Below are 15032 nucleotides of genomic sequence, written 5' to 3' on the forward strand. Positions count from 1 at the left end.
ACGCGGGCCGCGCCGCACGCGAAAAAAAGTCGGATTCCCTTGGCGGGTCTTCGCGGCGCGAACGTCTAGGTCAGGACTTCAACGACCGACCCCGATGCCCACACACGGACCCGCCACCATGTCTCCGATCCCGCGACGCGCCACCGACCGAACCCCGCCGCACCATCCACCTCGCGCCCAGGCGCGGCCGCTGCATCCCGTCGCCTGGGCCGTCGCCGGCCTCGCGATGGCGCTGGCCGCCGGCGGCGCGCAGGCCCAGCGCGCCTTCAGCGCCGGCTGGATGGCGCAGAAGAACATGGCGCAGGCCACGGCCGCCGCCACCGGCCGGCTGCCCAACGGCCAGCCGGCCGCGCTGCTGACCCACCCGCAGGCGCAGCAGCAGCGCGCCAATGCCGAGCTGCAGCGCTCGCTCGACAACCTGCAGCTGGCCGCGCGCGGCATCGCGGCCCAGCAGGCGGCCCAGGCCGCCGCGCGGCTGGCGGCGCAGGGCGAGGCCCCGGTGCCCGACGGCATGGCCGAGGGCGGCCTGCGCGTGGACGGCAACAGCCTCAGCGCGGGCTGGCTCAATGCGCAGGCACCGCGGCAGACGCAGGCCGACGGCCGCACCACGGTCGCGATCCGCCAGACCGGCGAGCGCGCCATCCTCAACTGGGAGACCTTCAACGTCGGGCGCAACACCACGGTCGAGTTCCAGCAGCAGCCCGACTGGGCGGTGCTCAACCGCGTCAACGATCCGCAGGCGCGGCCCAGCCGCATCCAGGGCCGGATCAAGGCCGACGGCACGGTGCTGATCGCCAACCGCAACGGCGTGGTGTTCAGCGGCACCAGCCAGGTCGATACGCGCAACCTGGTGGCGGCCGCGGCGCGCATCGGCGACGACCAGTTCCGCAACAACGGCATCTACAGCGCGCAGTCCAATGGCCAGCCGCAGCCGGTGTTCACCGACGCGGCGGGCAAGGTCGAGGTGCAGGCCGGCGCGCGCATCGCGACCCGGCAGCCCGCGTCGGTGACGCAGGGCGGCGGCTACGTGCTGCTGCTCGGGCGCGAGGTCGAGAACGCCGGCAGCATCGCCACGCCGCGCGGCCAGGCACAGCTCGCGGCCGGCGACAGCTTCGCGATCCGCAAGGGCGTGGGCACCGAGGCCAACACCTTCTCGACCACGCGCGGCAACGAGATCGCGCCGCAGTTCGCGCCCGACAGCACGGCCGGCCTGGTGCGCAACAGCGGCCTGATCGTCGCCACCGAGGGCGACATCACGCTGGCCGGCCGCACGGTGCGCCAGGACGGCGTGGCGCTCGCCACCACCACCGTCAATGCGCGCGGCACGGTGCACCTGCTGAACTCGGCGGCCGATGCCAAGGGGCGCGTGGCCACGGGCCGCGAGGCGGTGACCGCGGTGCTGATCGATGCGGACGAGCGCTTCAGCGCGCTGGACAGCCAGCGCGAGGCGCTGATCGCCGACTCGGCCCGCCTCGACCGGCTGCGCACCCTGGCCACGCCCGGCGTGTTCGACAACCTCTCGCGCCAGCAGGACCGGCGCGACCTGTCGCGCGTGGAGATCGTCTCGGGCGGCGACGTGCAGTTCGAGGGCGGCTCGCTCGTGCTGGCGACCGGCGGCCAGGTCGCGACGAGCGCGGCGCGGCGCGTGCTGGTGGCGAACGAGGCACGGCTCGACGTGGCGGGTGCCGTCGGCGTGAGCGTGGCGATGGAATCGAACAACGTGCGGATCAACATCCAGGGCAACGAGCAGCGCGACGCACCGCTGAACCGCGACAGCGGCAAGCTCGCCAACGCCAACGTCTGGATCGATCGCCGGCGCCTGAGCTACGTGCCGGCCAAGCCGGGCGTGTACGACAGCGACCGCTACTACACCGCCGGCGGCCTGCTCGAGGTCGGCGGCTACCTGGGCAACCAGCCGCACGGCATCGGCGAATGGCTGGCGCAGGGCGGCACGGTCACGCTGGGCGCGACCGAGGTCGTGACGCAGCGCGGCTCCGCGATCAACCTGTCGGGCGGCTCGATCGACGTGCGCACGGGCTACCTGAACCAGAGCTGGCTCAAGGGCAGCGACGGGCGGCTCTACCGGCTCGACAAGGCGCCGGCCGACATGGTGTTCGGGGGCGTGTACCGCGGCTTCGAGGATGCGCATGCGCGCTGGGGCGAGAAGACCACCGGCCACTTCTACAACCCGCTGATCGGCCCGCAGCGCCAGCTCGAGAACGGCTACACGATCGGGCGCGATGCCGGCCGGCTGGTGGTGAGCGCGCCCACGGCGGTGCTCGAGGGCGACATCGAGGCGACGGTGTTCCGAGGCCCGCGCCAGACGCAGGCGCGCGGCGCGGCGCAGGACGGCTACCTGCAGTCGCAGCTCGCGGTCGCGCGCGCCGGCACGCTGGCGCTGCGGCGCATGGGCGGCGTGGGCGCGGACGGCGCCTTCGATACCCAGGTGCGCATCGGCGAGGTCGCCGACGTGGCCGATGCGCTGGCGATGGATCCAGCCGCGGCGCTGCCCGCCGCGCGCACCGGCACCGCCTTCCTCGATGCCGCGCGGCTCTCCGGCTTCGGCCTCGGCGGCCTGGAAATCGTGGCCAACGGCGAGGTGCGCATCGAGCGCGCGCTGCGGCTGGCCGATGGCGGCCGGCTCGAGATTGTGGCGCCCACCACGCGCATCGAGGCCGATGTGAGCGCGCGGGCCGGCGGCATCGTGGTCGGCAACATCGCGCCCGTGGCCACCACCGGCTCGCCGAACCTCGGCACGCTGCTGGCGCGCGAGGACGGGTCGTCCAGCTTCGTGCTCGCGCAGGGCGCGCGGCTCGACCTGCGCGGCGCGTGGAGCAACCAGCAGCGCGAGGGCGGCGACATCGACGGCGAGGCCAGCACCGCCTTCGTCGACGGCGGCAGCCTCTCGGTGCGCATGACGCACGGCGGCATCGCGCTCGAGCGCGGCAGCGTGGTGGACGTGTCCTCGGGCGCGACGCTGATGCGCAACGGCCGGCTCGCGGGCGGGCGCGGCGGCAGCGCGAGCCTGCTGGCCGGGGCGGCGTTCGTGGAGACCAATTTCGAGGAGAACCCCGCCGGCGTGCAACTGCGCCTGGACGGCGAGTTGCGCGCCAGCGGCGTGCTGGGCGGCGGCACGCTGACGCTGCAGTCGCCTTCGAGCGTGGTGTTCGGCGAGCACGCCCTGCTCGAAAGCGGCCGGCTCGCGGCCGGTACGGCGGTGCCGCTGGCAGTGGTGCTCGCGCGCGAGGTGCGCATCGGGCTCGGCGAGCGGCTGCCGCTGCGCGCGTCGACCACGCTGAGCGTGACGGTGCAGGACGTCGCCCTGGCCGACTACGTCGCGGCCCAGATCACGACGCCGATCGTGACGGGCGCCGACTGGGTGGTGCCCGTGGGCGTCACGCTCGGCACCTCGCTCGGGCCGCTGGGGGCGGGCAGCCGGATGCCCGCCGGCACCCGCATCGACTACGTCCAGGGCCAGTTCATGCCGGGCACCGTGCTGCCCTCGGCGGTCTTCCCCGCCGGGCTTCCGACCTTTCCCTACACCTTCACCCAGCAGGCGGGCGAGCGCGCCGCGATCCCGACGGTCTATGCGCCGGGACGGGTCGTCGATGGCGGCGCGCGCTTCGCGCAGGACATCGACTTCGTGCCGGCCCAGCGGCTCGATCCGGCGCTGCTGCAAAGCGGCTTCTCGCGTTATCGCCTCACCAGCTTCGGCGGCGTCCTGGTGAACGAGGACCTCGCCCCGCGCGTGCCGGTGCTGCGCGCCGCGGCCGATGCGCGCGAGCTGCCGAGCGGTACCGACACCACTCGCGCGCTCGAGCGCTGGCTGCCGCCGCTGTATGCGGAGGATGCGCTGCGGCACCGCCTGACGGCGCGCACCGGTGCCGACTTGAGCCTGCATGGCGCCGAGCTGTTGCTGCCGGGCGGTGTGGGGATCGATGTCGATCCCGGCCGCCAGGCACGACTGGTGGCGCAGGGCCAGCTCACGGTCGAAGGCCGGGTGGTCGCGCCCGGCGGCGACATCGTGCTGACCAGCGCCGTCACGCGCGGCACGGACGCCCCGGGCCTCGCGCCGCTCGGCACCTCGATCTGGATCGGCGGCGACGCGGTGCTCGACGCCGCGGGCCGCGCCTACACCGCCATCGACGGCGAAGGCCTGCGCTACGGCGTCGCCCCCGACGGCGGCTCGATCCGCATCGGCCTGGAGGACTACACCCGCGCCAACCGCGACCTCCTCAAGACCACGGGCATGCACGTGATCATCCGGCCCGGCGCGCGGCTCGACGCCTCGGGTGCCTACGCCGAGGTCGACGCGGCGCAGGACAACCTGCCGCCCGGCGGTGCGCGCAGCCAGCGGCTGGCCGGCGACGGCGGCCTGATCCGCATCGGCTCGTCGCGCGGCATCCTCAACGACGGCAGCCTGCGCGCCGCCGCGGGCGGCGAGGGCGCGGCCGGCGGTACGCTGAACCTGGCGCTCGAGAACCCGCCGGGCAACGCGCACCGCGTGCAGATCATGACGCTGACGCAGGACCGCGTCGGCAGCGGCGCCGCCGCGGGCCTGCGGCCCGGCGTGGCCGACGGCTCGCTGGTCGATGCGCGTGCGCGCCTGAGCGCCGAGGAGGTGCGCGCGGGTGGCTTCGGCACGCTGGAGCTCTGGAACCGCGACATCCTCGAGATCGAAGGCAACCTCGAGCTGCGGCTGCCCGAGAGCCTGATCCTGCGCCGCGGCGCCTTCGCCGCTTCCATGGTCGCGCCGCCCGCGCGGGTCGTGCTGGCCGCACCGTACGTGCTGCTCGACGGCAAGGTCCCCATCGAGGTCCAGGCGCCGGAGTTCCTGTCGGGCCTGGTGCCCCGGAGCAGCTCCACCTTCAACGGCGGCCGCCTCGACATCCAGGCCGACCTGATCGACGTGCGTGCCTCCAACCTGTTCGGCCCGGCCGGCGTGAGCCAGGGCCCCGTGCCCACGCCCTTCGGCTGGGTGATCGAAGGCCGGCCGCTGGACTTCCATGGTTTCGACGAGGTGGCGCTGAGCAGCCGCGGCGATGTGCGCTTCACCAACGGCACGCTCGAGACCAGCGGCAACCTCGCGGTGACCGCGGCCCAGCTCTATCCCACCACCGGCGCGACCGGCGAGCTGCGCGTGGCGCTGCGCTCGGTCGGCAGCCAGCCGGACACCTACGATCCCGCGCGCCGGCTCACGATCCGCGGCACCGGCGAACTGCCCGCGATGCCGGCCTCGGCCTTCGGCACGCTCACGCTGGCGGCCGCGACCATCGACCAGGGCGGGGTGGTGCGCGCGCCGCTGGGCAGCATCGTCTTCGGCACCAAGCCCGCCTTCGGCATCGGTACACCGCCGTTGCGCGACCTGCTGTTCGAGGTGCTGCTGCGCGACGGCAGCCTGACCTCGACCAGCGCCGCCGGCATGGTCATGCCCTATGGCGGCACCGTGGACAACATCCGCTACGCCTACAACGGCCAGACGGTCGAGTACCTGCCGCTGGGCGCGGTGGCCGGCCGGCCGGACCTGTACGCCGAGCAGTTCGTGCGCCCCGGCGTGGCCTTCGGCCAGTCGCGGATCGCGGCCGAGGCCGGCGCGGTGCTCGACGTGTCGGGCGGCGGCCGGCTCACCGGCGCCGGCTTCTTCACCGGGCGTGGCGGTTCGGTCGACGTGTTGCGCGCGCCGCTGGTCGACGCCAATCCCTTCTACGGCTTCAGCAGCGCGGGTGCCGGCGTCTATGCGCTGGTGCCGGGCTTTGCCGGCGGCTATGCGCCGATGGCCCCGGATGCGGGCGCCGGCGCGCCGCGCATCGGCCAGCACATCCGCTTCGACGCGCCCGTGGGCGGCCTGCCCGCGGGCACCTACACGCTGATGCCCTCGACCTACGCGCTGCTGCCCGGCGCCTGGCGCATCGAGCTCGGCGCCACCGGCGCGGGCCAGGGCTTCGAGGCACTGCGCGCCAGCGGCTCGGTGCGCGCCAGCGGCTACCTCGGCATCGCCAACACCGCCGTGCGCGACGCGCTGCCGACCGCCGTCACGCTGACGCCGGGCAGCGCGGTGCGCAGCCTCTCGCAATACAACGAGACCAGCTACGCCGACTTCGCGCTCGCGCGCGCCGCCACCTTCGGCGAGGTGCGCGCGCGCCTCGAGCGCGACGGCCAGAGCGTGCACATCGACACCGGCGGCGCGACCGGCCGGGCGCTGTCCTTCGAGGGCGTGGCGCGGCTGCGCGGCGAGGCGGGCGCGGGCACCGGCAGCGCGGCCGCGCTCGACGGCAACCTGTTCCTCACCGGCCGGCGCGCGGCGGAGGTGGTGGCGCCGGGCGCGGCGACCACGCCGGGCTTCGTCTCGTTCGACGCGGCGCAGCTCTCGGCCTTCGACGCGGGCGCGTTGATCGTGGGGGGCGTGTACGGCCTGCGCGACGTGTTCGTGCCGGTCGGCCAGGGCCAGGTGCCGGTCGGCCCGCACGTGGTGATCCGGAGCGCCGAGCAGGAGGCCGTGATCGTGCGCGGCGGCGCGCGGCTCGCGGCGGGCCAGGTGTTCCTGAGCGGACACGACGTGCGCGTGGAGCGGGATGCGCTGATCGACACCTCGCGCAGCAGCACCGTCGGCTTCGATTCCACCAACGGCTACGTCTACCTCGATTCGGCGAGCCAGGGCGCCAACGCGATCCTCGCGGTGGGCAACGGCATCTACAACTTCGCACCCCCGCAGGGCGATCCGTCGGCGACGCAGGGGGCGATCACCATCGCGGACGGCGCGATGCTGCGCACCCGCGGCACGGTGAGCTTCCTGAGCAGCGGTCCGGTGACGCTCGGCGAGGCCGAGATCAACGCGCGCTACCTGGCCATGGCCGCGCCCGCGATCAACGTCGGCACGCGCGAATCCTTCGCGGCCGCCGAAGCGCAGGGCGCGATCGCCCCCGGCGTGCGGCTGAGCCAGCAGATGCTCGAGCGGCTGCTGCGGCCCACGGTGCCGGGCCAGACGCCGATCGAGCAGCTCACGCTGACCGCGGGCAATTCGCTCAACTTCTTCGGCGGCGTCGACCTCGACCTGCGCGCGGCGCACGGCACGGGCGTCGCGCCGGCGGTGCTGCAGCTGAACACGCCGGCGGTCTACGGCTGGGGCTCGGCGGGGGACAGGGCGCGGATCGCGACCGACACGCTGATCTGGAACGGCCTGTCCACCGGGGCGGGCACGCCCGAGGCGCCGTACGCGAGCCGCGCGCCCGGCGCGGTGGTGCCCGGCGGTCCGGGCACCGGCGCGGGCAGCCTCGTCGTCGATGCGCGCCGCATCGAGTTCGGCTACGGCCCGCTGCAGCGGGCGCAGGACCAGGTCGCGCTCGACCGGCTGATCCTGGGTTTCTCGCGCGTCGAGCTCGACGCCACCGAGCGCATCACGGCCAACCGGCGCGCGACCTTGTCGGTGTACCGAGAGGGCGCCGATGCGGCCAGCCGCCGTGGCGGCGAGCTGCTGCTGAACACGCCACTGCTGACCGGCGAGGCCGGCTCGTTCATGGCCTACCGCGCGGGCGATGCGGTGCGGGTGACGGCGCCGCAGGGCGCGGGCAGCGGCGGCGCGGGCGTCGCGGGGGCCGAAGCGCTGGGCGCCGAAGTGCGCCTGGCCGGGCGCTCGATCGAGCTCGACACCGCCGTGGCGCTGCCCAGCGGCCGGCTGGTGCTGGAGGCCGAGCGCGACGTGCGGCTCGGCGGCGATGCTGCCATCGACCTCGCGGGGCGTGCGCTGGATTTCTTCGACCTCCGGCGCTTCAGCGGCGGCGGCGACCTGCTGATCGAATCCGCCAATGGCGCGGTCGAGCAGGCCGCCGGTTCGCGCATCGACGTCTCGGCGGCGGGCAAGCCGGCGGGCTCGGTCCGCGTCACCGCCACGGGCGCCGACGGCCGCGTGCAGCTCTCGGGCGCGATCCTCGGCACTTCGCCGGTGGCGCGCGAGTCCGGCCGCATCGACATCCGCGCCCGCGCGCTCGACGACTTCGCGGGACTCAACCGGCGCCTGAACGAGGGCGGTGTCCTCGGCGGCCGCGGCTTCGTCGTGAAGACCGGCGACCTCGTCATCGGCGACGAGTTGCGCGCCAACCGCATCGAGGTCTCGGCCGACGGCGGGCGGCTCACCGTCAACGGCCGCATCGACGCCAGCGGCGAGGACGTCGGCACGATCCGGCTGGCCGCGCGCGACGACCTGGTGCTGGCACCGGGCGCGGTGCTCGATGCGCGAGGCACGCGCCTGGCGCTCGACGGCCGCGGGCAGGCCATCGAGGCCTCGAACCGCGCGCAGATCGAGCTCGCGTCGACGGCCGGCACGGTGCGGCTCGACCCCGCCGCCGTCATCGACCTGCGCGCGGCCGACGCGGTGGCGCGCGGGCGCCTGGAGATCAACGCGCCGCGTGTCGGCGGCGACGGCGTGGCGGTGGACGCTGCCGCGGGACTCACGGTGCGCGGCGCCGAGAGCATCGCGGTCAATGCCTTCGCGCGCCACGCGCCGGCCGATGGCGTGGTCGACAGCGCCTACCTCGAGACGCTGCACGCCGACAGCCGCGCCTTCATCGACGCCGCGAACGCCAGCGGCAGCACCCGCGCGCGGCTCGCGGGGCTGCGCGCCTTCGGCGATGCCTTCCACCTGCGTCCCGGCCTGGAACTGCGCAGCGACGGCGACCTGACCGTGCGCGGCGAGCTCGATTTCTCGGGCTGGCGCTACGGCCCGGGCGCCGACGCGTCGCGTCGCGGCTCCGGCGAACCGGGCGTGCTCGTGCTGCGCGCGGGCGGCAACCTGGTGATCAACGGCAGCCTTTCCGACGGCTTCGCGCCGCCACCCGACACGCCCGACGACTTCGGCTGGAGCCGACGCCCCGACGGACAGGGCCGCATGATGGTCGTGGCCGACATGCTTGCGCCGGGCATGCGCTCGTGGTCGATGCGGCTGGTGGGCGGTGCCGACCTCGCGTCGGCCGACACCCGTACCGTGACCGCGGCATCGCTGCTCGGCGCGCGCGGCGACGTGCTGCTGGACGATCCGCACGTCTCGTCGACGCAGTCGGGGCCCGAGGACGCGATCTCGGTGGTGCGCACCGGCACCGGCTACCTCGACGTGCTGGCCGGGCGCGACTACCGGCAGGCCTCGCGCTTCGGCGTCTACACCGCCGGCACCCAGATCGCCGGCAGCGAGGCCTGGGATGCCCCGCGCGCCAGGACCTGGGACGGCTCGGTGCTCGGCTATCCCGACTACGAGGCCACGCTCAACGCGCGCCGCATGTTCTTCACCGAGGGCGGCGGCGACCTGCTGCTGTCCGCGCAGGGCGACGTGCGCGGCTTCGCGAGCGGCGACACCACCAACCTCAAGTCGAGCAACGGCATCGGCTACTGGCTCTGGCGCCAGGGCGGCGCGGAGCTCGGGCAGCGCGCGGCCTGGGGCATCAATTTCGGCCAGTACACCGTGTCGCCGCTCTCCGGCGCCATCGAGCTGGCGGGGTTCGGCGGCATCGGGACCCTGGGCGGCGGGCACCTGAGCGTGCGCGCCGGCGGCGATGCCGGATCGACCTCGAACCTCGGTCCCAACGACTTCGGCGGCACGACCTCGGCGCTCGACCTGGTCGTGGCGTCCAGCGGCCGCGTGGGCGCCGACGGCTCGGTGCTGGTCTCGGGCGGTGGACGGCTGAGCCTGGACGTCGGCGGCCGCCTCAACGCCGGGCGCGATGTCGGCGACGTACCGACCACCGGCGGCCAACTCGTCAACCTGCGCGGCGACAGCCGCGTGAGGGCGGGCGCGGTGGGCATGACGCTGGAATCGGGCTACGGGCTGAAGTCCGATCTCGACCCGCGCGCGGTGGACGCGCAGGCGCCGCGCGACCGCTTCGGCTACGGCTGGCTCGGCCTGGTGGTCGGCGACGGCACCATGGCCGTCGATGCGCGCGGCGACCTGATGGCGCTCACCGCGCGCGATGCCGGGCGGGTCGTGCTGCTCGGCGGCGCGACGCAGGCCTTGTTCGAGGGGCAGGAGAATCCGGCGCTGACCTCGTTCACGCTGTGGACCGAGCGCAGCGGGCTCGAGCTCTTCTCGGCCGGCGGCGACATCCAGCAGCGCAAGTCGATCACCAACAACGGGGAGTGGATCCGCTACGACCCGGGCCGCCTGTCGGCGATCGCGGCCAACGGCTCGATCGCCACCAACCTCGCGCTCGCGCCGTCGCGCCAGGGGCGGCTCGAACTGCTGGCGCGCGACCGGGTGTCCGGCACCTCCGCGATGTCGAGCGGACCGCTGTCCGCGCTGGCGACGCCCGAGCGCCCGCTGTGGCTGACGGGTTTCCCCGGCGCGTGGGTGGCCAGCAACTTCTACGGACCGCTGGATGTGACCCCGCCGGAGGCGGATCTCTACGACTTCCTGATCGAGGGCAGCGTGCTGTTCGGCCACGGCGCCGACCGCGCGACGCTGCTGCACGCACCGGGCAGCGAGCCGATCCGGCTGTATGCCGTGCGCGGCGACATCCTGGCCAACACCGGCCGCCAGGTCGTGCGCTACGAGGGGAGCGTCGCGGCGGAGAACTTCTACATCGCCGGCAAGCCGGTGCAGATGCGCGCCGGCCGCGACATCATCGCGACCGGCTACATCGCGCACAGCGGCGCGCTCGACATCTCCGTGCTGAACGCGGGGCGCGACGTGCTGAACGCCACGCTCGACGTGGCGGGCCCCGGCCTGCTGGAAGTCTCGGCCGGGCGCAACATCCTGCAGGGGCAGCCGCTCCCGGGCAACCAGGTGAGCGCGTCCACGCTGCGCAGCATCGGCCCGATCGCCGAGGGCGACACCCGTCCCGGCGCCTCGATCGTGCTGTCGGCCGGCATGGGCGCGGGCGGGCCCGACTACGCGGGCTTCGCCGCGCGCTATTTCGATCGCGCCAACCTCGCCGATGCCGCCAGTCCGCTGGCCGACCAGCCCGGCAAGGTCGCGAAGACCTACGAGGACCGGTTGCTGGCCTGGCTGCGCGAGCGCTTCGGCTACGCGGGCGGTGCCGAGGGCGCGCTCGCGGCCTTCCTCGCGCTGCCGGCCGAGCAGCAGGGCGTTCTGGTGCGCGAGGTGTTCTACGAGGAATTGCGCCAGGGTGGCCGCGAATACAACGACCCCGAAAGCCGGCGCGTGGGCAGCTACCTGCGCGGGCGGGAGGCGATCGGTGCGCTGCTGCCGCAAGCCGATGCCCAGGGGCAACCGGTCGAGCGGCGCGGCAGCCTCGTGTTCCAGGGGGCGGCGGGCGCGCACACGCTGTTCGGTGGCGGCATCCAGGTGCTCGCGCCCGGCGGCGGACTCACGCTCGGCGCCAACGGCGTGCTGCCGCCGCCGAGCACCGGCCTGCTCACGCAGGGCGAGGGCGAGGTCGAGATCTACACGCGCGACAGCGTGCTGCTGGGCCTGTCGCGCATCATGACCACCTTCGGCGGCGGCATCCTGGCCTGGTCCGCCGAGGGCGACATCAACGCCGGGCGCGGCGCCAAGACCACGGTGGTCTACACGCCGCCCAAGCGCAGCTACGACGCCCTCGGCAATGCCGCGCTGGCGCCCACCGTGCCGAGCACCGGCGCCGGCATCGCCACGCTGGCCCCGATCGCCGAGGTGCCGCCGGGCGACGTCGACCTGATCGCGCCCCTGGGCACCATCGACGCGGGCGAGGCCGGCATCCGCGTGTCGGGCAACGTGAACCTTGCGGCACTGCAGGTGGTCAACGCGGCCAATATCCAGGTCAAGGGCGAGTCGAAAGGCCTGCCCGTGCTGGCCTCGGTGAACGTGGGCGCGCTCACCAGCGCCAGCGCCGCGGCCTCGCAGGCCGCGATGGCCGCGCAGGACTCGGTGCAGCGCGAGCGCACGGCCGCGCGGCAGGCGCTGCCGTCGGTGTTCACGGTGCGCGTGCTGGGCTTCGGCAATGAGCCCGCGTCCGGCACGCCGAGCACGCCGAGCACGCCGGGTGGCAACGATGCCGCGCCGCAGCGCGGCGGCTACCGCAGCGGCAGCGCGGTGCAGGTGCTCGGCGATTCGGCCATGGGGCCGGCCGAGCGCAACCAGCTCACGCCGGCGGAGCGGCGAACGCTCGGGTACTGAAGGGAAGCGGGGCCGCGACGCGGCCCCCTCCGTCACCGCCCCGGAATCAGCGGCGACACCGGCGCCACCGGCGGCGGCCGCTGCGGATACACCGAGGTGCCGAAGGTATTGCCCATGCGGGTGCTGGTGGCCGCGCGGTTGAACAGGCCGAGCTGGTTCGAGGGCCGGTTGGCGATCGCCTCCGAGGCCAGTTGCGGCGTGCCCTCGGCATCGCGCGGTGCCGAGGCGGGCGGGCGCATCTTCTGCGTCAGGCAGTCGTAGGAGGGCGCGCGTTCGCCGTTCACCGTCGCCTCGATGCAGGACGGGGGCGGCTCGGCGTCCTGCGCCATGGCGCCGGGGCCGGACAGGCCGGCCAGCATCGCGATCCAGAAGCAGGCTGCGCGCATCGACGTCTCCGATCTCCGGGAAAGAAAAAACGCGCCAGTCTAGGCCGGGAACAAGTCGCCGCGATGTCGCGAACCCGGGTGCGCGGCGCCTGTCATGGGTCGGTCATGTCAGACGAATAGCCTCAGGCCGCGAACATCGATCCAGACCGCAAGGCGGACGGCCGCGCCAGTCGCCCACTTTCTCTCCGCCGCACTCCCTTGCCTTCCTCCTCCGCCTCATGACACGTGCTTCCGCCTCGGGCAGTGCCCTGTCGCTGTCCTGGTGCCTCGTCGTGCTGCTGATGATGGGCGCGCGCTTCGCCCAGGCGCAAATGCCCGGTCCGCGCGAAGCGGCCGGCGCGATCAACTTCGACATGCAGGCCCAGCCGCTGCAGGACGCGCTGGCCGAGTTCGGCCGCATCACCGGCCATTCGGTGCTGGTCAGCAGCAGCCTGGCCGCGGGCCGCGCGGCCTCGCCGGTGCGCGGGCAACTGGCGCCGCGCGAGGCGCTGCGCCAGTTGCTCGCGGGCTCGGGCCTGGTGGCGCGCTATGTCGGCGAACAGTCGTTCACGCTGGTGCCCGAGTTCGTGGCGGAAGCGAACGCACCCGCGGCGGCGCGCGGCGAGGCCGTCGGCGGCGAGGACGAGGCCGTCGCCGACCTGCGCGCCTACGCGGCCGCGCTGCAATCCTCGATCACGCGCGTGCTGTGCATCGCGCAGCCCGACGCCTTCGGCCGCTACCGCCTCGGCCTGCAGCTGTGGATCGGCGACGACGGCGCGGTGCGCGAGGTCCGCGTGCTCGAGGGCAGCGGCCAGCAGGAGCGCGACGCGCGCGTGCTGCGCAGCCTGCGCGACCTGGCGCTCGATGCGCCGCCGCCCGCGCTGCCGCAGCCGCTCACGATCCTGCTGACGCCGCGCACCGACCCGGCGCGCGATTGCCGCCCCCATCGGGCACGCGCGGGCTGAGGGAGCGACGATGCCCGACCGCTTCAAGGCCGCATTGCGGACGCTGTTCCTCGCGCGCTACGCCCAGTTCAGGAAGCACCTGCACATGCGCCTGGGTTCCGAGGACCTGGCCAACGACGCGCTGCAGGAAACCTTCCTGCGGGTGGAGAACAGCACCGTGCGCAGCGAGGTGCGCTATCCCTCGGCCTACCTGTTCCGCATCGCGCTCAACGTGGCCGAGGACCAGCGCAAGAGCAACGCGCGCCTGCTGAGCGTGGGCGAGGTCGAGGCGCTCTACGACATGGCCGACGAGATGGCCGACCCGGCGCGCGGCGCCGAGGCGCGCGACCAGATCGCGGCGCTCGAGCGCGCGCTGGCCGAGCTGCCGCGCCGGCGCAAGGCGATCGTGCTGGCCGCGCGCGTGGACGAGATGCCGCACAAGGACATCGCGACGCGCTACGGCGTGTCGGTGCGCACGGTCGAGAAGGAACTGCGCGCCGGCCTCGAGCATTGCTGCGAGCGATTGGGCCGGGATTTCATCCAGCGCTTCGGTCCCGGCGCGGGAAAACAGTCGAAGCAAGATGAAGGCTGAAAAAGATGAAGCCTCGGCCATCGACGAACCCGGAGATCCCGACGCGATGAAGACCCTGCAACGCGAAGCCCAGGCCTGGGCGGTGCGGCTGGCCTCGGGCCAGGCGAACGAGGACGATGCGCGCGCCTTCAAGGCCTGGTGCGCGCGCAGCCGCGCGCATGCGCAGGCCTTCGCGCAGGCGCGCGAGGTCTGGCGCGCGATGGCGCCGGCCGGCCTGCAGCTGCGCCGGCAGGAGGAGCGCGCCGCGCGCGGCAAGCTGCCGCTGCCGGGCCGCCGCGCCTGGCTCGGCGGCGCGGTGGCGGCCTCGGTCGCCTACCTCGCGGTCTCGCCACCGCTCGGCCTCTGGTCGCCGGTGACCGACTGGAACGCCGACTACAGCACCGCGACCGGCGAGCAGCGGGAGGTCCACGTGGCCGGCGGCGTGGTGCTGCAACTGAACACGCGCACGCGCGTGAACCTGCGCCGCGCGGCGGGCGATGGCGGCGGCGGCGACAGCGTCGAGCTGGTGGCCGGCGAGGCCGAGTTCGCCAACGAGGCCGCGGGCGGCACGCGCTTCACGGTCACGGCCGCGGGCGGCACGGTGTCGGCGCAGCGTGCGCGCTTCAACATGCGCAACCTCGACGGCGAGGTCTGCGTGACCTGCCTGTCGGGCCAGGTCGAGGTGGCGCGCGGCACGCAGCGCGTGCGGCTCGACGCGGGCCGCCAGCTGCGCTGGAGCGCGGCCGGCCTCGGCACGGTCGCGGCGGTCGACACCGGCCCGGTCAGCGCCTGGCGCCGGCGCCAGCTGGTGTTCGACCGGGTGCCGCTGTCGCAGGTGGTGGCCGAGGTCAACCGCTACCGCCACGGCCGGCTGGTGATCACCAGCGCGGCGCTGGGGCGCAGCGAGGTGCAGGCCAGCTTCTCGATCGACCGGCTCGACGACGTGGCCTTCCTGGTGCGCGACGTCTACGGTGCCGAGCTCACGCAGCTGCCCGGCGGCATCGTGCTGCTGGGCCTGGCCAGCACCTGAGTGCCGTGGCCGGGCGCGCGCCGTT

Annotated in this window: 5 protein-coding genes; 4 read left to right on the top strand and 1 reads right to left on the bottom strand. The window is 74.3% G+C overall.

Features of this window, described 5'->3' with window-relative positions; all coding sequences use genetic code 11:
* Nucleotides 1-118 precede the first annotated feature (118 nt).
* Entirely contained in the window at nt 119-12097 is an 11979-nt protein-coding gene (locus AC1HIL_RS19975) for a filamentous haemagglutinin family protein (RefSeq protein ID WP_479669838.1), read from the top strand.
* A gap of 32 nt (nt 12098-12129) precedes the next feature.
* Here the strand turns inward: AC1HIL_RS19975 and AC1HIL_RS19980 are convergent, their stop codons facing one another.
* Nucleotides 12130-12483 carry a hypothetical protein gene (locus AC1HIL_RS19980; RefSeq protein WP_261205781.1) on the bottom strand — a complete coding sequence of 118 codons (354 nt, stop codon included), beginning with the start codon at nt 12481-12483 and terminating at the stop codon, nt 12130-12132.
* Between the two features lie 218 nt (nt 12484-12701).
* Between AC1HIL_RS19980 and AC1HIL_RS19985 the strand changes: the two genes are divergently transcribed.
* From AC1HIL_RS19985 to AC1HIL_RS19995, 3 genes are read left to right on the top strand one after another with little or no spacing between them, the layout of a single operon-like run.
* A complete protein-coding gene (locus tag AC1HIL_RS19985; protein ID WP_479669839.1) occupies nt 12702-13427 on the top strand; it encodes an STN domain-containing protein in 726 nt (241 codons plus the stop codon).
* 10 nt (nt 13428-13437) lie between these two features.
* Nucleotides 13438-13998 carry an RNA polymerase sigma factor gene (locus tag AC1HIL_RS19990; protein ID WP_057590199.1) on the top strand — a complete coding sequence of 187 codons (561 nt, stop codon included), beginning with the start codon at nt 13438-13440 and terminating at the stop codon, nt 13996-13998.
* Nucleotides 13999-14044: 46 nt separating this feature from the next.
* Nucleotides 14045-15007 (top strand): FecR family protein, encoded by a 963-nt coding sequence (locus AC1HIL_RS19995; protein WP_479669840.1) that lies wholly within the window; start codon nt 14045-14047, stop codon nt 15005-15007.
* Nucleotides 15008-15032 lie beyond the last annotated feature (25 nt).

The sequence above is a fragment of the Variovorax sp. ISS6 genome, from assembly GCF_056523145.1.

Coding starts and splice junctions, on each gene's coding strand:
- AC1HIL_RS19995 (WP_479669840.1), top strand. CDS start 14,045: ATGAAGACCCTGCAACGCGAAGCCCAGGCCTGGGCGGTGCGGCTGGCC.
- AC1HIL_RS19975 (WP_479669838.1), top strand. CDS start 119: ATGTCTCCGATCCCGCGACGCGCCACCGACCGAACCCCGCCGCACCAT.
- AC1HIL_RS19980 (WP_261205781.1), bottom strand. CDS start 12,483: ATGCGCGCAGCCTGCTTCTGGATCGCGATGCTGGCCGGCCTGTCCGGC.
- AC1HIL_RS19985 (WP_479669839.1), top strand. CDS start 12,702: ATGACACGTGCTTCCGCCTCGGGCAGTGCCCTGTCGCTGTCCTGGTGC.
- AC1HIL_RS19990 (WP_057590199.1), top strand. CDS start 13,438: ATGCCCGACCGCTTCAAGGCCGCATTGCGGACGCTGTTCCTCGCGCGC.